The organism is Kitasatospora sp. NPDC048715 (genome assembly GCF_043198905.1).
In the GTDB taxonomy this organism is placed as follows: Bacteria; Actinomycetota; Actinomycetes; order Streptomycetales; family Streptomycetaceae; genus Kitasatospora; species Kitasatospora lactacystinica.
Map to the genome: position 1 here is coordinate 139,917 of NZ_JBICVH010000025.1, position 22,372 is coordinate 162,288.

18 protein-coding genes are annotated in these 22,372 nt (G+C 73.0%); 8 read left to right on the forward strand and 10 right to left on the reverse strand.

Features of this window, described 5'->3' with window-relative positions; genetic code table 11:
* Nucleotides 1-35 precede the first annotated feature (35 nt).
* The 6 genes from ACGFSC_RS37970 to ACGFSC_RS37995 all read left to right on the forward strand — a co-directional run bounded on the left by ACGFSC_RS37970 (nucleotide 36) and on the right by ACGFSC_RS37995 (nucleotide 8,716).
* Nucleotides 36-1,655, forward strand: a complete 1,620-nt coding sequence (locus ACGFSC_RS37970) for an NADH-quinone oxidoreductase subunit M (RefSeq protein WP_359902272.1) — start codon at nucleotides 36-38, stop codon at nucleotides 1,653-1,655.
* An 11-nt stretch (nucleotides 1,656-1,666) separates the two neighbouring features.
* The gene (nuoN, locus tag ACGFSC_RS37975; RefSeq protein ID WP_359902334.1) at nucleotides 1,667-3,289 is read left to right on the forward strand and encodes an NADH-quinone oxidoreductase subunit NuoN; all 1,623 of its coding nucleotides are present in this window, start codon (nucleotides 1,667-1,669) and stop codon (nucleotides 3,287-3,289) included.
* 311 nt (nucleotides 3,290-3,600) lie between these two features.
* Entirely contained in the window at nucleotides 3,601-4,611 is a 1,011-nt protein-coding gene (locus ACGFSC_RS37980; RefSeq protein ID WP_359902275.1) for a polyprenyl synthetase family protein, read from the forward strand.
* A gap of 114 nt (nucleotides 4,612-4,725) precedes the next feature.
* Nucleotides 4,726-5,388, forward strand: coding sequence for a response regulator transcription factor (locus ACGFSC_RS37985; RefSeq protein WP_359902278.1), 663 nt, complete (start codon nucleotides 4,726-4,728; stop codon nucleotides 5,386-5,388).
* 278 nt (nucleotides 5,389-5,666) lie between these two features.
* Nucleotides 5,667-7,664 carry a 2-oxoacid:acceptor oxidoreductase subunit alpha gene (locus ACGFSC_RS37990; RefSeq protein ID WP_380351861.1) on the forward strand — a complete coding sequence of 666 codons (1,998 nt, stop codon included), beginning with the start codon at nucleotides 5,667-5,669 and terminating at the stop codon, nucleotides 7,662-7,664.
* On the forward strand, nucleotides 7,661-8,716 hold the full coding sequence (locus ACGFSC_RS37995; RefSeq protein ID WP_359902284.1) for a 2-oxoacid:ferredoxin oxidoreductase subunit beta: 1,056 nt from the start codon (nucleotides 7,661-7,663) through the stop codon (nucleotides 8,714-8,716). Before ACGFSC_RS37990 ends, ACGFSC_RS37995 begins: the two co-directional genes overlap by 4 nt.
* Before the next feature lie 123 nt (nucleotides 8,717-8,839).
* Here ACGFSC_RS37995 and ACGFSC_RS38000 read toward each other — a convergent pair whose 3' ends face one another.
* From ACGFSC_RS38000 to ACGFSC_RS38010, 3 genes are all read right to left on the reverse strand, one after another.
* Nucleotides 8,840-9,220 carry a VOC family protein gene (locus ACGFSC_RS38000; RefSeq protein ID WP_359902286.1) on the reverse strand — a complete coding sequence of 127 codons (381 nt, stop codon included), beginning with the start codon at nucleotides 9,218-9,220 and terminating at the stop codon, nucleotides 8,840-8,842.
* A gap of 167 nt (nucleotides 9,221-9,387) precedes the next feature.
* Complete coding sequence (locus ACGFSC_RS38005) at nucleotides 9,388-11,016, reverse strand: LCP family protein (RefSeq protein ID WP_359902289.1); 1,629 nt, start codon at nucleotides 11,014-11,016, stop codon at nucleotides 9,388-9,390.
* Nucleotides 11,009-11,467, reverse strand: coding sequence for a DUF6542 domain-containing protein (locus ACGFSC_RS38010; protein ID WP_359902292.1), 459 nt, complete (start codon nucleotides 11,465-11,467; stop codon nucleotides 11,009-11,011). Before ACGFSC_RS38010 ends, ACGFSC_RS38005 begins: the two co-directional genes overlap by 8 nt.
* A gap of 380 nt (nucleotides 11,468-11,847) precedes the next feature.
* Here ACGFSC_RS38010 and ACGFSC_RS38015 point away from each other — a divergent pair, with 380 nt between their 5' ends.
* Nucleotides 11,848-12,510 carry a TetR/AcrR family transcriptional regulator gene (locus ACGFSC_RS38015; RefSeq protein WP_359902295.1) on the forward strand — a complete coding sequence of 221 codons (663 nt, stop codon included), beginning with the start codon at nucleotides 11,848-11,850 and terminating at the stop codon, nucleotides 12,508-12,510.
* Nucleotides 12,511-12,551: 41 nt separating this feature from the next.
* Here ACGFSC_RS38015 and ACGFSC_RS38020 read toward each other — a convergent pair whose 3' ends face one another.
* From ACGFSC_RS38020 to ACGFSC_RS38045, 6 genes are all read right to left on the reverse strand, one after another.
* Nucleotides 12,552-13,253 (reverse strand): hypothetical protein, encoded by a 702-nt coding sequence (locus tag ACGFSC_RS38020; protein WP_359902298.1) that lies wholly within the window; start codon nucleotides 13,251-13,253, stop codon nucleotides 12,552-12,554.
* Nucleotides 13,254-13,475: 222 nt separating this feature from the next.
* Nucleotides 13,476-14,261, reverse strand: a complete 786-nt coding sequence (locus tag ACGFSC_RS38025) for a GNAT family N-acetyltransferase (protein WP_359902301.1) — start codon at nucleotides 14,259-14,261, stop codon at nucleotides 13,476-13,478.
* Nucleotides 14,262-14,321: 60 nt separating this feature from the next.
* Nucleotides 14,322-14,888 carry an RICIN domain-containing protein gene (locus ACGFSC_RS38030; RefSeq protein WP_359902304.1) on the reverse strand — a complete coding sequence of 189 codons (567 nt, stop codon included), beginning with the start codon at nucleotides 14,886-14,888 and terminating at the stop codon, nucleotides 14,322-14,324.
* A 44-nt stretch (nucleotides 14,889-14,932) separates the two neighbouring features.
* Nucleotides 14,933-15,790 carry a peptidoglycan-binding protein gene (locus ACGFSC_RS38035; RefSeq protein WP_359902307.1) on the reverse strand — a complete coding sequence of 286 codons (858 nt, stop codon included), beginning with the start codon at nucleotides 15,788-15,790 and terminating at the stop codon, nucleotides 14,933-14,935.
* Between the two features lie 42 nt (nucleotides 15,791-15,832).
* Nucleotides 15,833-16,738, reverse strand: a complete 906-nt coding sequence (locus ACGFSC_RS38040; RefSeq protein WP_359902310.1) for a CAP domain-containing protein — start codon at nucleotides 16,736-16,738, stop codon at nucleotides 15,833-15,835.
* Nucleotides 16,739-16,871: 133 nt separating this feature from the next.
* On the reverse strand, nucleotides 16,872-19,802 hold the full coding sequence (locus tag ACGFSC_RS38045; RefSeq protein WP_359902313.1) for a BTAD domain-containing putative transcriptional regulator: 2,931 nt from the start codon (nucleotides 19,800-19,802) through the stop codon (nucleotides 16,872-16,874).
* 97 nt (nucleotides 19,803-19,899) lie between these two features.
* Between ACGFSC_RS38045 and ACGFSC_RS38050 the strand changes: the two genes are divergently transcribed.
* The gene (locus ACGFSC_RS38050) at nucleotides 19,900-21,375 is read left to right on the forward strand and encodes a BTAD domain-containing putative transcriptional regulator (RefSeq protein ID WP_359902316.1); all 1,476 of its coding nucleotides are present in this window, start codon (nucleotides 19,900-19,902) and stop codon (nucleotides 21,373-21,375) included.
* Here ACGFSC_RS38050 and ACGFSC_RS38055 read toward each other — a convergent pair.
* Nucleotides 21,369-21,869 (reverse strand): hypothetical protein, encoded by a 501-nt coding sequence (locus ACGFSC_RS38055; RefSeq protein WP_359902319.1) that lies wholly within the window; start codon nucleotides 21,867-21,869, stop codon nucleotides 21,369-21,371. The genes ACGFSC_RS38050 and ACGFSC_RS38055 overlap by 7 nt on opposite strands.
* Nucleotides 21,870-22,372: the final 503 nt, after the last annotated feature.

Consider the following 22,372-nt stretch of genomic DNA (forward strand, 5'->3'; position numbering starts at 1 on the left):
ACGGACGCCCCTGCCGGGCGCGGCGAGGTGGGCGCATGAGCGTCCTCCTGACCGCCACCTGCGCCGTGCCGGCGGCCGGCGCGGTGCTGACCGCGGCGCTGCCCGCCGGGTCCTCCGAGAGCCGGCGCCGGAACACCAAGGCCGTCGCGCTGGGCGTCTCGGTCGTCACCCTGGTGCTGGCCGCCGTGGTGGCGACCCGGTTCGACCCCCAGGGCGCCCGCTTCCAGCTGAACGAGTCGTACAGCTGGATCCGCTCCTTCGGCATCACCTTCTCGCTCGGCGTGGACGGCATCGGCGCGGTGCTCGCCCTGCTCACCGCCGTCCTCGTGCCGTTGGTGATCCTCGCCTCCTGGCACGACGCCGATCCGGGGCCGGCCGGTCCCGACGGCACCTTCGAGAACAGCAGGAGGACCCAGGGGTTCTTCGCCCTGATCCTGGCGGTGGAGGCGATGGTGGTCGTCTCCTTCTACGCCACCGACGTCTTCGTCTTCTACGTGTTCTTCGAAGCCATGCTGATCCCGATGTACTTCCTGATCGGCGGCTTCGGCGACCGGGCGGGCGGCCCCGAGTCGGCGCGTCAGCGCTCCTACGCGGCCGTGAAGTTCCTGCTCTACAACCTGCTCGGCGGCCTGGTGATGCTGGCGGCCGTGATCGGCCTGTACGTGATCGCGCAGGACCAGGGCTTCGGCACCTTCGACCTGCCGACGCTGACCTCGGCGATCGCCGACGGCCGGCTCCAGCTGACCGGCACCGCCGAGAAGGCGCTGTTCCTGGGCTTCTTCTTCGCCTTCGCGGTGAAGGCCCCGCTGTGGCCGCTGCACACCTGGCTGCCGAACGCGATGGGCGAGTCCACCGCCGGCACCGCGGTGCTGATCACCGCCGTGGTGGACAAGGTCGGCACCTTCGCGATGCTGCGCTTCTGCCTCGGGCTGTTCCCGGACGCCTCGAAGACCTTCGCCCCGGCGATCCTGGTCCTCGCGCTGATCGGGATCGTCTACGGCGCGCTGCTGGCGGTCGGGCAGAAGGACATCAAGCGCCTGGTGGCGTACGCCTCGATCTCGCACTTCGGCTTCATCATCATGGGCATCTTCGCCCTGACCAGCCAGGGCCAGAGCGGCGCCACCCTCTACATGGTCAACCACGGGCTGTCCACGGCGGCGTGGATGCTGGTGGCCGGCTTCCTGATCTCCCGTCGCGGTTCGCGGCTGATCGCCGACTACGGCGGTGTGCAGAAGGTCGCCCCGGTGCTCGCCGGGACGTTCCTGATCGGCAGCCTGGCCACCCTGTCGCTGCCCGGGCTCGCCCCCTTCGTCAGCGAGTTCCTGGTGCTCGTGGGCACCTTCACCCGCTACCCGGCGATCGGCGTCGTGGCCACCTTCGGGATCGTGCTGGCCGCGCTGTACGCCCTGCTGCTGTACCAGCGCACCATGACCGGCCCGGTGAAGGACGGGGTGCGCACGATGCCCGACCTCAAGGCCCGGGAACTCGCCGTGGTCGGCCCGCTGGTGGCGCTGACCATCCTGCTCGGCGTCTACCCCAAGCCGCTCACCGACCTGGTCAACCCCTCGGTGAACGCGACGCTCTCGCAGATCCACCAGACCGACCCGGCGCCGGCCCACCCGGTCGCCGCCACCTCAGGAGGTGAGCAGAAGTGAGCGCCACCGCGATGCTCGCCGCCGCGGGCGGCAACACCCCCAGCATTCCGGCGCCGCACATCGAGTACGGCCAGCTCTCGCCGATGCTCGTGGTGTTCGCCGCCGCCGTGGCCGGCGTCCTGGTGGAGGCCTTCGTGCCCCGCCGGTACCGGCACTGGACCCAGGTGACGCTCGCGCTGGCCGGGCTGGTCGGCGCCTTCGTCGCCGTGGTGGTGCTGGCCGTGCAGAGCCACGGCTTCACCCGGATCGACCTGCTGGCCATGGAGTCGGTCGCGATGGACGGCCCGGCGCTGTTCCTCCAGGGCGTGATCCTGCTGGCCTCCGTGGTCGCGGTGCTCACCTACGCCGAGCGCAGGCTGGAGCCGAAGGCCGGCGGCCTGCCCGCCGACGCCTTCGCCGCCCAGGCCGCCGCCACCCCCGGCGGCAAGCAGGAGCGGGCCGCGGTCCGGGCCGGCTTCGCCACCACCGAGGTCTTCCCGCTCACCCTGTTCGCGGTCGGCGGCATGCTGCTGTTCCCCGCCGCCAACGACCTGCTGACCATGTTCGTGGCGCTGGAGGTCTTCTCGCTGCCGCTGTACCTGCTGTGCGCGCTGGCCCGGCGCCGCCGGCTGCTCTCCCAGGAGGCGGCGGTCAAGTACTTCCTGCTCGGCGCCTTCGCCTCGGCGTTCTTCCTCTTCGGCACCGCGCTGCTGTACGGCTACGCGGGCAGCGTGAAGCTCGGGGACATCGGGGACGTCATCTCCGGCAAGGCGATGACCACCCCCGCGCAGCTGAGCACCACCCAGAGCGACGCGCTGGTGCTGACCGGCCTGGCGATGCTCGCGGTCGGCCTGCTGTTCAAGGTCGCCGCGGTCCCCTTCCACTCCTGGACCCCGGACGTCTACCAGGGCGCGCCGACCCCGGTGACCGGCTTCATGGCGGCGGCCACCAAGGTCGCGGCGTTCGGGGCCTTCCTGCGGCTGTTCTACGTGGCCTTCCCGGGCCTGCGGCTGGACTGGCGGCCGGTGATGTGGGGCGTGGCGATCCTGACCATGGTGGTGGGCGCGGTGCTCGCGGTGACCCAGCAGGACGTCAAGCGCCTGCTGGCGTACTCCTCGATCGCGCACGCCGGGTTCATCCTGACCGGCGTGATCGCCGTCAACAAGCAGGGCATCTCCTCGGTGCTGTTCTACCTGTTGTCGTACTCCTTCGTGACGCTCGGCGCGTTCGCCGTGGTCACCCTGGTGCGCGACTCCAAGGGCGAGGCGACCCACCTGTCCAGCTGGGCCGGGCTCGGGCGGCGCTCGCCGCTGGTGGCGGCGGTGTTCGCGCTGTTCCTGCTGGCCTTCGCGGGGATTCCGCTGACCTCCGGCTTCACCGGGAAGTTCGCGGTCTTCCAGGCGGCGGCCAGCGGCGGGGCGACCCCGCTGGTGGTCGTCGGTGTGCTGAGCTCGGCGGTGGCCGCGTTCTTCTACATCAGGGTGATCGTGCTGATGTTCTTCTCGGACCCGCAGCCGGGCGGCCCCACGGTGGCGATCCCGAGCGCCTTCACGGCGACCGCGATCGGGGTGGGGGTGCTGGTCACACTGGGTCTCGGGCTGCTCCCGCAGTACTTCCTCGACCTGGCGTCCAAGGCCTCGCTGTTCGTGCGCTGATCCTGGCGTCCACCGCCTCCGACCAGGGCCCCGTCCGGGCCGCGCCCAGTCCGCGCGGCCCGGACGGGTCTTTGTCGGGGGCCGGGGCCGGGGGAGTACCGAGGACTCTCCCACCTTTATTTCCAGCCGAATTCGCCCCCACCGCCGTCCGGCCCGCACAGCCGCCCTGACCAGGGCATCAGGCCCGATCATGACAGGATCCGCACGCCCGTGCAGTGATCCACTCACGACCGGATACCCTGCCTGTATGGCCAGCGGCGGCACTCAGGGACCAGGCCGCTAGATCGACCAGGGACAGAGGAGTGGTCTTCGTGACCGTCGTGGAACCCTTCGGGCTCAGCGTGCAGGACCGCGACCTGACCCGGGATGTCCAGGCCGGACTGGACGCGGTGGAGGCGGCGCTCGGCGAGGCCGTCAAGTGCGACGTCCCGTTCATCACCGTCACCGCCAGTCACCTCCTCGAAGCCGGCGGCAAGCGCTTCCGTCCGCTGCTCCTGCTGCTGGCCGCCCAGTTCGGCGACCCGGGGGCGCCCGGTGTGGTGCCCGCCGCCGTGGTGGTCGAGCTGACCCACCTGGCCACGCTGTACCACGACGACGTGATGGACGAGGCGCCGGTGCGCCGGGGCGCCCCGAGCGCCAACTCCCGCTGGGACAACTCGGTCGCGATCCTCACCGGCGACTTCCTGTTCTCCCGCGCCTCCCAGGTGCTCGCCGACCTCGGCCCGGAGGCCGTGCGGATGCAGGCCGAGGCCTTCGAGCGGCTGGTGACCGGTCAGATCCTGGAGACCCGCGGTCCCGGTCAGGACATGGACCCGCTGCTGCACTACCTGGACGTCCTGGAGGGCAAGACCGGCTCGCTGATCGCCGTCTCCTGCCGGATAGGAGCGCTGATGGCCGGTGCCGAGCGCGAGCTGGTGGACACCCTCGGCGAGTTCGGCGAGCGGATCGGCATCGCCTTCCAGCTGGCCGACGACGTGCTCGACATCGCCAGTGACGGCCACGAGTCCGGCAAGACCCCCGGTACCGATCTGCGCGAGGGCGTGCCGACCCTGCCGACCCTGCTGCTGCAGCAGATGCCCGTCGACCCGGCCGACCCGGCCGACGCCCGGCTGCGCGAACTGCTCGACCAGGACCTCTCCGACGACGACCTGCACGCCGAGGCGCTGCGTCTGCTGCGCGCCCACCCGGCGCTGGAGCGCGCCCGCGCCGAGACCCTGCGCCGGGCCGAGGAGGCCAGGGCGCTGCTGGCCCCGCTGCCGGACTGCGCGGCCAAGGCCGCCCTGGAGGGGCTCTGCGACGCGGTGGCGATCCGCACCATGTGAGCCCCCGGGCCCGTCCGGGCCGGGCCGCGGTGCGGCCGGGCCCGGTCGCACCGCACCGACTCCGGGATGGGGGAGACTGACTTCCGTCAGCACACGCCTGCCGGGAAGGTCGTTATGCGTCGCGTCGTCATAGCCGAGGACTCCGTACTTCTGAGGGAGGGACTGACCCGGCTGCTCACCGATCGCGGCATGGAGGTCGTCGCCGGGGTCGGGGACGGCGAGGCCCTGGTGAAGACCATCCACGAGCTGGCCGCGGCCGACGCCCTGCCGGACGTCGTGGTCTCCGACGTGCGGATGCCGCCGAGCCACACCGACGAGGGGCTGCGGGCCTGCGTGGAGCTGCGCGGCCGTTACCCGCAGCTGGGTGTGCTGGTGCTGTCGCAGTTCGTGGAGGAGCGCTACGCCTCCGAGCTGCTGGCCGGTTCCACCCGGGGCGTCGGCTACCTGCTCAAGGACCGGGTCGCCGAGGTGCGCGAGTTCGCCGACGCGGTGGTCCGGGTCGCCGACGGCGGCACGGCGCTGGACCCGGAGGTGGTGCAGCAGCTCCTCAGCCGCAGCCGCAAGGGCGACGTTCTGGCCAATCTCACGCCGCGCGAGCGCGAGGTGCTCGGGCTGATGGCGGAGGGCCGCACCAACGCGGCGGTGGCCAGGCAGCTGGTGGTCTCCGACGGCGCGGTGGAGAAGCACGTCAGCAACATCTTCCTCAAGCTGGGGCTGGCTCAGAGCTCGGAGGACCACCGCCGGGTGCTGGCGGTGCTCACCTACCTCAACTCCTGACGCCCCGGCTCCGTAGCCCGGGCTCCCCGGGGGCGCGCCCCCGGGGAGCGCATCTCGGCCATGCGCCTCCGAGGTGCTCGCGTCCGCCCGCCCGAGCCGGAATGATCTCCGGCGGGCGGGCGTTGTTGCTCACGTGCGGTATGGCCGCGGGCCGGTGAAATTGCTGCCGTGGTTCCGGCCGCCGTCGTGTCGGCCCGCATAGGATGCGAGAGGTGCACCAGGCGGACGGGGCACGGGGCCGCGCCCGCGGTGGTGTGCCCACGAGGAGGTCCGCGGCAGTGACCAGTCAGGTCGATCAGTCAGAGGCAGTGGACGGCCCGGACGGCGACGAGGCCCGCGCCGGGAACGGCGACGCGCGCTCGGGTGCGGCCGCTCCCGCCGGACCGCCCGCGCCGGGCGGCCCTCCGGTGAAGCCGGGCAAGCCCATCCGCAGACTCGATCGGGTGATCATTCGCTTCGCCGGCGACTCCGGTGACGGCATGCAGCTGACCGGTGACCGGTTCACCTCGGAGACGGCGTCCTTCGGCAACGACCTGTCCACGCTGCCGAACTTCCCGGCCGAGATCCGGGCGCCCGCCGGCACCCTGCCGGGCGTCTCCTCCTTCCAACTGCACTTCGCGGACCACGACATCCTGACCCCGGGCGACGCCCCGAACGTGCTGGTCGCGATGAACCCGGCCGCGCTGAAGGCGAACCTGCCGGACCTGCCGCGCGGCGCCGAGATCATCGTCAACACCGACGAGTTCACCAAGCGCGCGCTGGCCAAGGTCGGTTACCCGGCCGACCCGCTGACCGACGGTTCGCTGGACGGCTTCCACCTGCACAAGGTGCCGCTGACCGCGCTGACCCTGGAGGCGCTCAAGGACAGCGGCCTGGCTCGCAAGGACGCGGAGCGGGCGAAGAACATGTTCGCCCTGGGCCTGCTGTCCTGGATGTACCACCGGCCCACGCACGGGACGGAGTCGTTCCTGCGCACCAAGTTCGCCAAGAAGCCGCAGATCGCCGAGGCGAACATCAGCGCCTTCCGGGCGGGCTGGAACTTCGGCGAGACCACGGAGTCCTTCGCGGTCTCCTACGAGGTGCCGCCGGCCAGGCTCCCGGCCGGGCGCTACCGCAACATCTCCGGCAACCTCGCGCTGTCCTACGGGCTGATCGCCGCCGCGAAGCGCTCCGGCCTGCCGCTGTACCTGGGCTCGTACCCGATCACCCCGGCCTCGGACGTGCTGCACGAGCTGAGCCGGCACAAGAACTTCGGGGTGCGCACCTTCCAGGCGGAGGACGAGATCGCCGGCGTCGGCGCCGCGCTCGGGGCCGCCTTCGGCGGGGCGCTCGGGGTGACCACCACCTCCGGGCCGGGGGTCGCGCTGAAGTCGGAGGCGATCGGCCTGGCCGTCTCGCTCGAACTGCCGCTGCTGATCGTGGACATCCAGCGCGGCGGCCCGTCCACCGGCCTGCCGACCAAGACCGAGCAGGCGGACCTGCTGCAGGCGATGTTCGGCCGCAACGGCGAGGCGCCGGTGCCGATCGTCGCCCCGGCCACGCCCGCGGAGTGCTTCGACGCGGCGCTGGAGGCGGCCCGGATCGCGGTCACCTACCGCACCCCGGTGTTCCTGCTCTCGGACGGCTACCTGGCCAACGGCTCGGAGCCCTGGCGGATCCCCGCCGTCGACGAACTGCCGGAGATCGACCCGCAGTTCGCCACCGGCCCGAACCGCGAGGACGGCGCCTTCTGGCCGTACCTGCGCGATCCGCGGACGCTGGCCAGGCCCTGGGCGGTGCCCGGCACGCCCGGCCTGGAGCACCGGATCGGCGGCATCGAGAAGCAGGACGGCACCGGCAACATCTCCTACGACCCGGCCAACCACGACTTCATGGTCCGCACCCGGCAGGCCAAGATCGACGGCATCACGGTGAAGCCGGTCGAGGTGGACGACCCGACCGGCGACGCCCGGGTGCTGGTGATCGGCTGGGGTTCGACCTACGGGCCGATCACCGCCGCGGTGCGCCGGGTGCGCGCGGACGGCGGCGAGGTCGCCCAGACGCACCTGCGCAACCTCAACCCGTTCCCGGCCAACCTGGGCTCGGTGCTGCGGAGTTACGAGAAGATCATCGTGCCCGAGATGAACCTGGGGCAGCTGGCCCTGCTGCTGCGGGCGAAGTACCTGGTGGACGCCGAGTCCTACAACCAGGTGCGCGGGCTGCCGTTCAAGGCCGCCCAGTTGGCGGACGTGCTGTGGGCCGCGATCGGCACCCTGGACGAGGAGGACCACCGATGAGCGAGCACGCCTTCCCGTCCCTGAAGCTGGTGCCCAAGGCCGAAGGGCCGCAGAGCGCCCGGGACTTCAAGACCGACCAGGAGGTGCGCTGGTGCCCCGGCTGCGGGGACTACGCGATCCTGGCGGCGGTGCAGTCCTTCATGCCGGAGCTGGGCATCAAGCGCGAGAACACGGTGTTCGTCTCGGGCATCGGCTGCTCCTCGCGCTTCCCGTACTACATGAACACCTACGGGGTGCACTCGATCCACGGCCGGGCGCCGGCGATCGCGACCGGGCTGGCCACCGCGCGCCAGGACCTGAGCGTCTGGGTGGTGACGGGTGACGGCGACGCGCTGTCGATCGGCGGCAACCACCTGATCCACGCCCTGCGGCGGAACGTCAATCTGAAGATCCTGCTGTTCAACAACCGTATCTACGGCCTCACCAAGGGCCAGTACTCGCCGACCAGCGAGGTCGGCAAGATCACCAAGTCCACCCCGATGGGCTCGCTGGACGCGCCGTTCAACCCGTTGTCGCTGGCGATCGGCGCCGAGGCCACCTTCGTCGCGCGCACCATCGACTCGGACCGCCAGCACCTCCAGTCGGTGCTGCGGGCGGCCGCCGAGCACCGGGGCACGGCGCTGGTGGAGATCTACCAGAACTGCAACATCTTCAACGACGGCGCCTTCGAGGTGCTGAAGGACCCCGGCAGCCGGGACGAGGCGCTGATCCGGCTGGAGCACGGGCGGCCCGTCCGCTTCGGCGCGGACCTGGCGAACGGCGTCTTCCGGGGGCCGGACGGCGAGCTGTTCACCGCCCCGGTCACGGCGGGGAACGAGGCGGACGTCCTGGTCCACGACGCGCACGCGGCCGGCCCCGCCGCCGCCTTCGCGCTCTCCCGGATCGCCGACGCGGACACCCTGCACCACACCCCGATCGGCGTGCTGCGCAGCGTCGAACGGCCGGTCTACGACGAGCTGATGGCGGACCAGCTGGCCACCGCCGCCACCCGGCGCGGCGAGGGCGACCTGGCCGCGCTGCTCGCCGGCAACGACACCTGGACGGTGGACTGACCGCCCCGCCGTCCGGTCCGAGCGAACGGCGCCCCCTGTCCCGGCCGGGACAGGGGGCGCCGTCGTCATTTCCTGTCGCTCGTCATTTCCTGTCGTTCGTCGTGGCCTGTCGCTCGTCGTTGTCTACTCCTCGGCCCACTCGACCAGTTCGACCACCACGCCGTTCGGGTCGGCGACCTGGAAGAGCTTCTCGCCCCAGGGCTCCTCGCGCAGCGGGAGGGTGATCGTGACGCCCTCGGCGCGCAGCCGCCGTTCCTCGGCGGCGATGTCCTGGACGACGAACGCCAGGATCACGCCGTCCGCGATCCGGTGGCGCTGCTCCTCCGGCAGGACTTCGAGGCCGCGCCGCAGGTAGACGACGTTGACCCCGCCGCCCGGGTGTCCGAGCGAGACGAAGCCGTCGGCCGACATCTCCTCGGTGTAGCCGAAGTGCCGCTGGAGGAAGGCGGCGGAAGTGGTGACGTCCTCGACGGTCAGGGAGACGGCGGTCCTGGTGATCTGCAAGGCGGAGAACCCTTTCGTCGGCGTTCGGGCGTTATCCCGTACGCAGTACACTATACATAGTACGGAGAATTGCGCCAGGGGTTTCCGCGAGGACCCCTCCGGGCCGGAACGGCCGAGGGAGGCTCCCCGGGCGGGGAGCCTCCCTCGGACGGCCGATGCGGAGCGGGTCAGTAGACGCAGGGGATGCCGCCGTCGGCCTGGGCGTCGACGGCGGGGCCCTGCATGGGCAGATTGGCGGCCGGGTCGGCCGGGGCGCCGCCCGCGGGGGAGGCGGGTTCGTCGGCGGCGACGCCGGTGAAGGTGGTGCCGAGGGTGACGACGACGTGGTCGGCGGCGGCGCTCGCGGACTCGGTGGCCGTCACGCCGTAGCGGGCCGCGATCTGCTCGGCGGCCTCCTTGGCGCCCTTGCCGTAGACGACCGTGGTGGTCTTCGGCCGGGTGCCGGCCGACCCGGTGCGGCCCTCCTTGAAGCCCAGGACCGCCAGGGCCTTGGCCTCGGCGGCGGAGGTCACGCCGGCGGCGGAGGAGGCGTTGAAGACGTCGACCGTGACGGGCCTGGCGGAGGTCGCGGTCGGGGTCGGCGTCGGTGCCGCGGTCGGCTGGACCGGTGCGGGGGCCGCCCCCGGGGCCGGGTCGGCCGGGGCCGGTGCCGCGGCGGCGTCGGCGTAGCCGAAGAGCTGCTTGACCACCTTCTGGACCTTCGCCGGGGTCACCAGGTTGACGTCCTGGCCGTTCCTGGTGCCGAACCCGTCGAAGGTCAGGGTGTTGAACTCGACGTTGCCGCCGGTGAGGTTGGGGGCCTGCTGGGCGAAGTCGAGCACGTTCCACTCGTTGTCGATCACCAGGTCCTTCTGCATGACGCCCATCAGCTCCTGCATCTTGCCGAGGTCGCCGATGACGCCCTTCTGCTTGAGGTTGTGCACGACCGAGGAGATGAAGGCCTGCTGGCGGTGGGTGCGGGCGAAGTCGCCCGAGTTGCCGTCCGGGCCGTCGAGGTTGTGGCGCTGGCGGACGAAGGAGAGCGCCTGCGAGGCGTTGAGCTTGTTGACGCCCTTGTGGAAGTCGGCACCCGAGCCCTGGCCCTCCATGGCCGGGTCCCTGGTGTCGTGGGTGAGGCAGACCTCGATCGGCTGGAGGGCCTTGGCGATGTCGTAGAAGCCCATCAGGTTGACCTCGGCGATGTGGTCGATGGGCTGGTCGAGGAACTTCTGCACGGTGCGGATGGTGGCCGCCCGGCCGATGTCCCGGCCGGCCTTCTCCAGGTCGGCGCCCTTGAGGCCCTTGGCGCGCAGGCCCGCGTCGGCCTTGTCCTTGGCCGCGCCGTAGGCCTCCTTGATCTTGGCCATGCCCAGCTGGGAGCCGTCGGCGCCGTAGGTCATCACATAGTCGTCGCGGGGTATCGAGACGGCCTGCACCTTGCCGCCGTTCGCCGGGATGTGCAGCAGGATCAGGGAGTTGGTGTTGTAGCCGCCGATGTCGGAGCTGTGGCCGGCGTGCAGTTCGTCCTGGACGAACTCGGGCGGCAGGTCCGTGCCGTCCATGTTCTTGCGGCTGTCCAGGCCGATCAGCAGCAGGTTGACCGAGTTGTCGAGGTGCTTGGGCGCGTCCTTCTTGGTCTCGGCGATGACGCCGGAGGTGGTCATCCCGTCGGTGAGCTGCTTGTACTCGTACCAGACCACCCCGCTGGCGGCGAACACCGCGAACCCCACGGTGCAGGCCACTGCCCGGCCCGCGATCAGCACGGGGGAGGAGCGGCGGGCCGCGGCACGTCCGTCGGTTCCGGCGTTGTCAGCCATGCTGCCTCCTCCTCGCCCGGACCAGCCGGAACGCGATCACGACGACGGCCGCGACCGCGGCCTCGGCCATCACGGGAAAGCCGTGCACCACCCACTTGGCGGCGCCGGTGGCCAGGGCCTTGCCCTGGTACCGGTCGCGGTGGGCGGCCAGCTCGGCGGCGGCCGTCACCCCCAGGACGACCAGCGGCGAGGCGGCGAGCACCCACCACCAGCCGTTGCGGCCGCTCAGCGCCGCCGCCAGGCCGGTGCCGAGCACCGCGGCCACCGCGAAGGCCAGGCCCATCCCGGGGCCGGAGAGTTCGTCGACCGCGGCGCCGGCCAGCGGCAGTCCGACGGCGAGCGCCACCGGCAGCGCGGGACCGCCGGGCAGGGGGCGTATGTGTCCGGCGGGTCCGTCCGCCGCCCGTCGGCGCGCCCGCTTGTCGGCCGACCGTCCTCGTTGCCCCGCCACGCCCTCACCCCGGTGTTCCCGTGCTCCGCGCGCCACGGTGGCGCCTGCGCCGCGTGCCGACCGTCCGGTCCGTCCGGTCCGTCCGGTCCGTCCGGTCCCGGGCCGGTCCTCGTCCGGGCCGTGGGCCCGTCGTCCGTCGTTCCGGAACTCTGTTCGTGGCGCTGCCAGTTCCGGACGCCGGTTTCCGGCCGGCCGGTTCCCGCCCGGCCGCCCGTGATCGGGGGAGGCGCTTCCGTATCACCTCTACACGGGTGTAGAAGTCGTACGCAGCATAGAGCACACGTGTTCGGCGGCAAGTCCGGGTTCGCCGTGACCCGGATAAACTACACCGGGTAGTTTCTGAGTGGCCGGCCGATGCGCCGGCGGAAGAGGAGAGGGCCGTGGCGACGACGGGCGGAGCGGGGCGGCCGGAGAAGCGCAAGGCGATCACGCAGGCCGCGACGGCGGTGTTCGGGCGCGAGGGGTACGTCCGGGCCAGCATGGACGCGATCGCGGCCGAGGCCGGGGTGTCCAAGCGGACGGTCTACAACCACTTCGCCGACAAGGAGACCCTCTTCCTGTCGGTGGCCCTGCAGAACTCGGCGGAACTGACCGAACGCATCCGGGAGTTGATGGCGAAGTACCTCGACCGGGTGGTGGAGCTGCGCCAGGACCTGATCGACTTCGCCGTCCAGCGGGCCCGCGCGGTCCTGTCCGCCGGGGAACACGGGGCGCTCGGCCGGGCGATCCGGGCCGAAGTGGCCAACATCCCGGCGGACGTCCTGGAGGCCTGGCTGGAGGCCGGACCGATCGCCTCCCAGCGCGACCTCGCGCAGCACTTCGCCGCGCTCGCCGAGCGCGGGCTCCTCACGGTCGGGGACGCCGCACTGGCCGCCGAGCAGTTCACGCTGCTGACCTTCCACGGCATCGCCGAGCGCTCCTTCTGGGGCGCCCTCCCGGTGGCGGACGAGGAGGTCGAGCGGATCGCGGCGGCCGGTGTGGACGCCTTCCTGCGGATCCACGGCGCGTCGCCGGCGGCGTCGTCGCCGACGGCACGGGGCTGACGGCACGGGGCTGACGGCACGGGGCTGGGCAGGTCCGGGCATCACTTCCAGTTGAGGCCCTTGCCGAGGGTGTACGGCTCGCCCCAGTACTCGGCGCCCGCGACCTTGGAGGCCTCCGGGGACATCGCCACCGCACAGGACGTGGCGGACTGGCCGTTGGTGAAGCCCTTGGGCAGCGACTCGCTCTTGCACTTGGGGAAGGAGCCGATGACCATCAGCTCCTGCGCCTCGGTGCCGTCCGCCAGCAGGCCCTTCATGTGGTTGACGCTGGTGTAGGACAGGTCGGTGTCGCCGGCGTTGGTGACCTTGTAGTGGATGTAGTACGGCACCAGCCCCTTGGCCTTGTCGCCCAGGTTGAGCGAGGTGAGGTCGGCCGGGTCGCCCTTCTCGATCGAGGTGACCGCGAGCGCGATGGTGCCCTTGGTGCTGCCCGAGCTGAACGGGATGGTGGCGGCGTCGCCGAGCTTCAGGGTGGTCCCGGCCGCCGGGGCGGTGCCGCCCGCCGGGATGGAGGCCGAACCGGAGGCGGCCCGGGTGGTCGCCGCGGCGCTCGGCGAGGCGGCCGGGGTGGTGGCCGCGGCGCTCGGCGAGGCGGCCTGGCCGGCGGGCGCGCCGGTCGCCGGCGGGGTCGTCGCGGTGTCGGACGACGAGGCGTCGTCGTTGCAGGCGGTCAGGGTGAGCGCGCCGACAGCGGCCAGCGAGGCCAGGGCCAGGGCGTGGCGACTGCTGCGGATGGGCTTCACGTGTGGATCCCCCGTGGTTGCGGACCCCCGGTGCCGGCGGTCCTCCTGAGGGACGTTCATAGCGCAGCGCGAACGATCGGGACCATGGGTTCGGCGCCGCTTTGACACGTTCGTGACGAGTCCCTCGCGCGGCCGTGACAAGGGATATCGACTCGTGATCCGCCGCCCGGGCCGCGGTGCCCGGGACGCGGCGCCTAGGAGGTGGCGCCTAAGAGGTGGCGCCTAGGAGGTGGCGCCGAGCACCAGCTCGTTGTACGTGGCGACGGTGGTGAAGCCGAGCCGCTCGTACAGCCGGATCGCCGGGGCGTTGTCGGTGCGGACGTTCAGGCCCAGGTGGTCGGTGCTCGCGGCCAGCCGGCGGCAGAGCGCGGTGACGCAGGCCCGGGCGAGCCCGCGGCCGCGGGCGTCGGGGTGGGTGGTGACGTTGCCGAGCACGGCGACCCGCTGGGCGGGCGAGTGGACGTGCACTCCGGCGACGGCCAGCAGCCGGCCGTTCTCGCGGACGCCGACGTAGCCGCCGCCGGCCAGCATCCGGGGGTCGAACCAGGAGTCGGGGTAGGACTCGGCGAGCAGGGCTCGGACGCCGTCGACGTCGGCGGGGCCCAACGGCCGGGTCTCGTGCGTGTCCTCGGCCGGGAGCTCCGCCGTGAGGAGCATCCGCAGCAGCGGCGTCCGGCGCTCGACCGCGTAGTCGGGTGCGAGCGCCCGCTCGGCGCCGTCCGGCAGCCCGGCCGTGAACCGGCGGGGGAGGAAGGGGCGGAGGTCGCGCAGCAGCGCCTCCAGCGGGGGGAGGCCGGCGGGCCGGGCGAAGGCGAGCAGGACGGGGGTGTCGCCGCCGCTGTAGAGCAGTGCGACCGGTCCGTGCCCGGCGTCGGGGGCGGCGGTGTACCAGGTGGTGTTGGGCCAGAGGGTGTCGTCCAGGTCGCCGAGCTCGAAGAGGTGCAGCGCCGGATCGGTGTGGAAGCGGGCGGCGAGCGCGGCGCGGTCGTGCAGGCTGATGAGGGGCACGCGGACGAGGATAGGCCCGGTCCGCTCGACGTCGAGGAGCGGACCGGGCCCGGTGGTTCGTCAGCCCAGCAGCCAGCGCTGGGCCGGGTCGCCGGTGTTGCAGGAGGTCACCCCGGTGGCCTGGCCGCCGCCGTTGGCGGTGAGGCACTGCCCGGTGGCCGCGCTGATGATCATGTACCAGCCGCGGTCGTTGTCCGTCAGCAGCCACTTCTGGTTGGCCGGCATCCAGTCGCCGGTCGGCCGGTTGAGGCCGTCCAGCCCGCCGGGGGTGTCCCAGAGGCGGACCGCGCCCGAGCCGGTGTCGAGGTCGATGACCTTGCCCTGCCCGTGCGAGATCGCCGTGGTGCCGTCGCAGTACTTCCAGAACGACCAGGTCTGCGCGGGCGACTGGTTGGCCGGATAGATGATGATCGGCTGACCGTTGGCCTCGACGTTGTGGTACAGGTCGAGCGCGCCGGCCCCGGAGCCGTTGTTCACGGCCGTCATGCCTCCCACGGACGGCGACAGGTCGCAGGCGCCGGCCTGCGCCGCCTGTGCGGCGGGCGCGCCCGCCACGACCGCCCCCGCGACGGCCGCGACGGTCCCGACCGAGGCGAGGAGCCTGCGGGTACGGGTGATGGTGCTCATCGGGTTTCTCCTTCTGGTGAGGTGGGTGTGCCGTATGCCCGGCGTCAGCCGCGCGGGACCGCGAGCGCGGCCCACTGCTTGGGGCCGGGGACGCCGTCGGCGTCCGCGCCCGAGTCGCCGAGCTTGTGCTGCCAGTTGCGGAAGGACTCGCGGTCGGCGCCGGACCACTCGGGCCCGGGGCCCTCGGCGTAGGCGGAGCAGCCCTCGGCGACGAGGCGCTCTCCCATCCGGGTGATGACGTCGCTGCTCTGGCCGTCGTGGAAGAAGTCGGCGCCGGGGAAGGGCTCGTAGCCGTCGCCGCCGCTGTCGCCGCCGGCCGCCGGGGCGGTGCCGGACGGGGCGCCGCCGGCGGGGCTGTCGTCGGCGGACGCCTCCTGCCCGAAGTAGAGCGCCCCGGAGCGGTCCTTCCACTGCGGATCGGCGAGGACGACGCCCTCGGCGAAGTCCGGGATGCCGTAGCCGTGGACCCAGTCCGAGTGGCGCTCACGGGTCTTGAGGTAGACGCCGTCGCCCTCGGAGCTTCCCCCGTCGTTGGTGTTGCCCTCGACGGTGGTGATGGTGGAGCTGGTGTAGGCGACGCAGATGCCGGTGTGGCTGCCGCCGCCGGGCCCGAAGAAGACCTGGCCGCCGATGACCGGGTACTCGGTGAAGCGGTCGCGCTCCTTGAACCAGGCGACGCCCTCCGCGCAGGAGGCGCTCACCGGGAAGAGCCCGCCGTTGCCGGACTGCTCGGCGCACCAGGCGACGAAGGTGGCGCACCAGGCCTCGCCCTGGGACCACTCCAGGCCGGCGACGGCGGGGGAGAACTTCTGGATGTTGTTCCAGTGCCCGCCGCTGCGGCCCTCGTGGTAGCCGACCTCGTCTCGGGCGATGCGGATCAGGTCCGCCGCGTTCGAGGACATGGGTATGGACTCCTTGTTGCTGGAAGGGTGCCGGTCGGGGTCTCAGGCCTTGCCGAAGGTCTGCACGTAGCGGCCCCAGTTGCCGCGCTGGCGGGGCGCGTAGCCGATGCCGATGAAGTTGTAGTCGGGGTTGAGGATGTTCACCCGGTGGCCCGGGCTGTTCATCCACATCTGCATCGCCTCCGGCACGCTGTTGCTCGGGGTGACGTTCTCGGCGGAGGCCCGCGAGGAGAAGCCGGCGGCCGCGATGCGGTCCCAGGGGGTGCTGCCGTCGGTGCCGTTGTGCTGGGTGAGGTCGTGCGAGGCCATGTCGTTGGCGTGGCGCTGGGCGGCCGCGCTGAGGCGGTCGTCCAGGCGCACCGGCGGGGCGCCGACCCGGCCGCGCTCGGCGTTGACGGAGTTCAGCATCTCGGTGCGGAAGTCACCGCCGCCGCCGGGCTGCGGCTGGGGCTGGGGCTGCGGCTGGGGCTGCTGCTGGCCGCCGCTGCCGGCGCCCCCGGCCGGAACGAGCTGCCAGCGCTGCGCCGGGTTGCCGTCGTCCTGCTTGGCCAGGGTGAGCGGCGAGCCGGGGGCGGCGGCGGTGAGGAAGAGCATGCCGTCGTTGGTGCGGGTGGTGCGGATGCGCACCCAGTCGTTGTCGAGGGGCTCGAAGCACCAGTGCTGGTTGGGCTGGTTGTGCTCGTTGTAGAGCCAGGTCTGGCCGATGGAGTAGTTGAAGTCCATGACCATGGCCTGGCCGCCTGCGTGCCGCCCGGTGGTCAGCAGGGTCTCCAGGAGGAAGCTGCCGTTCTCCTTGGCCCAGAAGGTCCAGCCCTGGGCGGTGGTGCCGTTGGGGCCCCAGGACTGGATGGCGGTGCCGGCGGTGGTCTGGCTGGAGCGGAGGTCGGCGACGGTTCCGTTGGCGGACTTGAGCGTCCAGTTCTGACCGTGCTGGGGGAGCGTGGGCATGGTTGCGCCTCTCGTCTGTGGTGTCGCCCCGGGCCGCGACCGCTGCGGCCCGGGGCCTGACGAGAGAGACGTTCCGGCACCGCGGTAGACGGTCGGTCAACGCGCGTAGTGCACCTTCGCGTTGATGCCGTGTCTACCGCTCCAGCAGCCCCCTGACCTGCTCGGATTCCTCCTTGAGCCCCAGCCGCTCGTACACCTCCAGGGCGTCCGTCAGACAGGCCCGGGCCTGGCGCGGGCGGCCGAGGCCGGTGAGCGCGGTGCCGAGGGTGCGCAGCAGGGCGGCCTCCAGGGCGGCGCTGGTGCGGCGGGCGAGCGGGAGGACGGCCTCGGCGGCGTCGACGGCGAGCAGCCAGCGGCCGGCCTCGGCGTGGATGCGGGCCGCGAGGTCCCCGGACGCGGCGGCGAAGACGGTGACCTGGAGGGCGGCGAACTCCTCGCGGGCGCCGACGGCGTGGGCGAGCGCCGCCTCCGGGTCGCCGCACAGCCGCAGTACCCGGGCGAGGTAGTAGCGGCCGGTCGCGGCGGAGACCGGGCCGGAGTCGCTCATCAGGCGGGCGCAGCGCTCGGCGGCGTCCCGGGCCTCGTCGAGGCGTCCGGTCTGGGCCGCGCTGAAGGCGAACTCGCCGAGCGCGCTGCCCTCGGAGCGTCCGGCGTCCAGGCGGCGGAACAGCCCCGCGGCGCGGCCGGCGTGCTCGGCGGCCTCGGCGTAGCGGCCGTGGACGCGGGCGTTGCCGCCGAGGGTGAGCAGGGCCTTGGCGAGGACCCGCTCGGTGCCGGTGGCGGTGCAGATGTCGACGACCCGGCGGATCTCCTCCGCGGACTCGGCGTAGCGGTTGACGTGCCAGAGCATGGAGCCGCGCACGTACCGGGCGAGGGCGTGCGGGCCGTGGTCGCCGCGGGCCTCGGCTTCACCGGCGAGGCGTTCGGCGAGGTCGGCGATGACGGTGGTCTGGGTGCGTTCGGCGAGCACCGAGCTCATCCGGTCGGCGAGTTCGGCGGCGCGGTCGAGCGGCACGGCCGGGTCGGCGCAGCTCAGGGCGATGACGGCGGCGTGCACCTCGGCCTGCTCGCGCATCCAGCGCACGGCTTGCGCGCCGTCGGCGACCGGTCGGCCGGGGTGGGACACGGCCGCGTCGAGCAGGCTGAGCTCGACCGGGTCGGGCCTGCGGGCGGCGAGGTCGGCGCTGCGGGCGCTGGCGAGGCAGAAGTCGAGCAGCCGGTCGGTGGCGGCGGTGCTCTCGGCGGCACCGTCCTCCTCGGCGAGCCGACCGCGGGCGTACGCACGGACGAGGTCGTGGAACCCGTAGCGGCCGAAGCGCGGGGAGTGCAGGAGGTTGAGGTCGACGAGGGTTTCGAGCAGCTCCCCGGTCTCGGCCTCGGTGCGGTCGAGCAGGGCGGCGGCGCAGGGCAGCGGGACGTCGGGGGCGTCGGGCAGGGAGAGCAGCCGGAAGGCGCGGGCGAGTTCGGCGTCGAGGCGGCGGTAGGAGAGCGCGAAGCTGGCTTCGACGGTCCGTTCGCCGTCGCTGAGTTCGACCAGCCGGTGCTCGCGGCGGAGCCCTTCGGTGAGCGCGGCCAGGGTCAGCGAGGGGTCGGCGGCGAGCCGGGACGCGACGATGCGGACGGCGAGCGGCAGCAGCCCGCACGCCCGGACGACCTGCTCGGCGGCCCCGGGCTCGGCGGCGACGCGTTCGGCGCCGACGATCAGGGTGAACAGCTCCAGCGCCTGCTCGGGCGGCAGGGTGTCCAGGCGCAGCTGGTGGGCCCCGGCGAGGCCGGTCAGCCGGTGGCGGCTGGTGACGAGGACCGCGCACCCGGGTGAGCCGGGCAGCAGCGGTTCGACGTGGCCGGTGGTGGCGGCGTTGTCGAGGACGACCAGGACGCGCCGCCCGGACAGGGCCGAGCGGTAGAGCGCGCTGCGTTCGCCGGTGTCCGGAGGGATCTCGCCCGGGTCGACGCCGAGGTCCCGCAGGAAGCCGGCGAGCACCGTGCCGGGGTCGGGCGGGGTGCGGTCGGCGCCGCGCAGGTCGGCGAAGAGCTGTCCGTCGGGGAAGCGGTCGCGGACCCGGCGGGCCACGTGCACGGCGAGGGTGGTCTTGCCGACGCCGCCCATGCCGTCCAGGGCGGAGACCACGACGGCCCGGCCGCCGGCGCCGGCGAGGCGGTCGGCGAGGGTCTCGGCCTCCTCGGTGCGGCCGGTGAAGTCGGGCAGGCCGGACGGGAGCTGGTCGGGTGCCTGCCAGCTGTCGGTCTCGGTGGCGGCCGGTTCGGTCGGGCCGGCGGTGGCGTTCGCGGGCAGCAGGGAGGCGTCCTCGCGCAGGATGCGCAGCTGGAGCCCGGCCGGTCCGTCCTCGTCCGGCGGGAGCCAGGCGCGGGCGTCCTCGTACACGGCGAGCGCCTCGGCCTTGCGCCCGGCCTGGTAGAGGGCGCGCATCAGGACGGCGGTGAGCCGGGGGCGGCCGGGGTGCTCCAGGGCGAGGGCGGCCGCCGCGGCGGTGAGGTCGGTGCGGTCGCCGAGGTCGGCGTCCAGCCCCAGTTCCGTCTCCTTGGCCGAGACCCGCTGTTCGGTCAGGCGGGCGCGGACGGCCTCGGCGTGCGGCCCGGGCAGTCCGGCCAGTGCCTCGCCGACCCACATCCGGTGGGCGCGGCGCAGCACCTCCCGGACCTCCTGCGGCGGCGCGTCCGCGTCGCGCAGCCGTCGGGCCTCGGCCAGCAGGGCGTCCCACACGGCCGAGTCCAGCTCGGCCCCGGCCGCCTTGAACGCGTAGCCGTCGCCGACCCGGACCAGCGGCATCCGCTCCGGGTCGTCCCCGGCGTACGGCCGGAACGCGGCGCGCAGCCGGGACACGGCGAGCTGGACGGCCTTGCGCGGGTCGGCCGGTGCGGCGCCGCCCCACACCCCCTCGACCAGCACCGGGACGGCCACCGTCCGCCCGGCCGCGCCCAGCAGCACGGCGAGCACGGCCCGCTGCTGCGGCCTGCCCAGTTCCAGCTCCTGCTCCCCGTACCAGGCCCGCAGCGGTCCCAGCAGTCCGAACCGCAGTCCGGACCCCCCGATGTCACCCATGTCCCGTCCCCGAAAGTCGTTCTGTGCCGGGATCCCGCCAGTTCCGGCCGGACGGCGGGGCCCCCATACCCCGGCGGCCTATTCTCTGTCACAGATTGTGTACCGGATCGACGTCTTCGAGGGGTGGGCGGTGGGGCTCGATTTCAGCCTGCTGGGTCCGCTGCGGGCCCGGTGCGACGGCCGTGAGCTCGACCTCGGCCGACCGCAGCAGCGGGCCGTGCTCGCAACGCTGCTGATCCCGCCGGGACAGCTGGTGTCCACGGATCGGCTGGTCGAGGACCTGTGGGGGGCGGACGACACCCGCTGGCCGAAGGATCCGGTCGGGCAGATCGGCACGCACATCCACCGCCTGCGGCGTGCCCTGGGCACGCCCGGACTGCTGGTCGGGACCGCGGGCGGCTACCGGCTGGAGGCGCCGCGCACGGCGGTGGACCTCTTCCGCTACGAGGGCGCGGTGGCCGAGGCCATTGCGCTGCGTCACCAGGATCCGCTGCGGGCACGCGAGTCGCTGGCGCGGGCACTGGGTTCCTGGGAGGGGCAGCGCGCCCTGGACGGGGTGCCCGGGGCGTTCGCCGAGCGGGTCCGGGAGCGGCTCGCGGCGGGGCGGTTCGCGGCGGTGAAGGCACTGCTCGGCCTGGACCTGGCGCTCGGCCGGCACGCCGAGGCGCTGGATCCGCTGGCCGGGCTGGTGGCGTCGTACCCGCAGGACGAGGAGGTGCACCGGCTGCACCTGCTGGCGCTGGCCCGCTGCGGCCGTACGGCGGAGGCGCTGGCGGGGTACGAGGCGCTGCGGGAGCGGTTGGACGGGGAGCTCGGGCTCGAACCCGCCCCGGCGCTGGTCGAGCTGGCGGAGCAGATCCGGCGCGGCGAGACCCCGGTGCTGCTGCGGCGGCTGCCGAGGCCGTGTCAGCTGCCGCCGGACATTCCGGACCTGGTCGGGCGGGCGGCGCAGGTGCGGGAGGCGGAGCGGGCGCTGCGGGCGGGCGGCACGCCGGTGCTGGGGCTGTCGGGCCCTGCGGGCTGCGGCGCGTCGGCGCTGGCGGTGCATGTCGCCCACGCCGTCCAGGACGCCTTCCCGGACGGGCAGCTGTACGCGGGCGGCGGCGGCCCGGGCGCGGTGCTGGCCGGCTTCCTGAGGGCGTTGGGGGATCGGGCGGACTCCTCGGCCGGCCTCGACGAGCTGGCCGCGCGCTACCGCGCGGCGCTCGCCGGGCGCCGGGTGCTGGTGCTGCTCGACGGGGTGGCAGAGCCGGGGCCGCTGCTGCCGGCGGCGCCCGGCTGCGCCGCGGTGGTGGCGGGCGCGGAGCCGGGCGCGCTGCCCGAGGACGCCGTGCGGCTGGCGGTGGGACCGCTGGAGCCGCACGACGCCTACGAGCTGCTGGCCCGGATCGTCGGCGCGGAGCGGGTCCGGCGGGAGCCGGAGGCGGTGGCCGAGGTGGCCGCGCTCTGCGGCCACCTGCCGGTCCTGCTGCGGACCGCGGCGGAGCGGCTGGCCGCCCGGCCCCGGTGGACGGTGGCCGACCTGGTCAGCTGGCTCGCGCTCCGGGGGGACGGGCCGGGGAGGACTCAGTAGAGGTCGGAGGAGAAGAAGACCGAGCCCGGGCCGGAGAAGGGGCCGCGCTCGGAGGAGTGGGCGAGCCGGGGGATGATGCCGCCGCCCCAGTAGACGCCGGAGGTGCCGCCGGCGGTGACGGTCAGCTTGGCGTGCGGGTGGCCGGCGGTGCCGGACGACCAGCAGGCGTAGCCGTTGGCGGCGTAGACGACGAAGTTGCCGTCGACCTGCATGACGGCCTTGTAGCCGCAGCCGACGGTGTTGCTGGCCATCTTGACGTCGCTGCCGTACTGGTAGACGACGAAGTTGCCGTCGGGCTGCATGATCATCCTGGTGGAGCCGGACTCGATGTACCAGCCCTGGTACAGCGGCTCGTCGTCCCAGATCGAGACGTGGTCGACGGCCCGGTCGATCGCCGCCTCCGCGGTGCCGGTGGAGGCCACGGCCCCGGCCAGTGCGAGCGCGGTGGTGGCGGTGGCCAGGGCGATCTGCCGGAGGGCCTTCATCGTCTTCATGTCCCCGTGTACCTCGTGGTTCTCTCGTGCGATCGCGCCGCCAGGTCCTCGGGGCGCGGTGTGGCACGAGCTTGGGGGAGAGCGGTAGACAAACGATGAACGCCGACGTTGATCGGCGTCCGGGGGTGTGGGGCGGGGAGGAGCCGGGCAGGGGCGTTTGGCTTGGGCCCGGAGTAGGAGTACTGTCTCCTAGTCGCCTGACAGGGAGCACCGGACACGCAGCCGCGCGGACGGTCCCGGGGTGGCCAATCCTCTGAAACACCACTTCCCGGTTCGGGCCGGGTCGCTTCGCCTGTGTGCGTCGTGGCCTGGTGCGTATTAGGCGTGCTCGTTTTATTGGGTTGCGGTCGGATTCGCTTTTCGGAGCGGGGATCGGCTAGAGTTTGAAACGTCGGACGGGGCGTCAAACCCCGGAAGACACCGGCGAGTTGGATGAACGAAGCCCCGGAAACGGAGCGGAAAACATCTGATAAGCTGGAAACACGAAAGAACGAAGCCCGGAG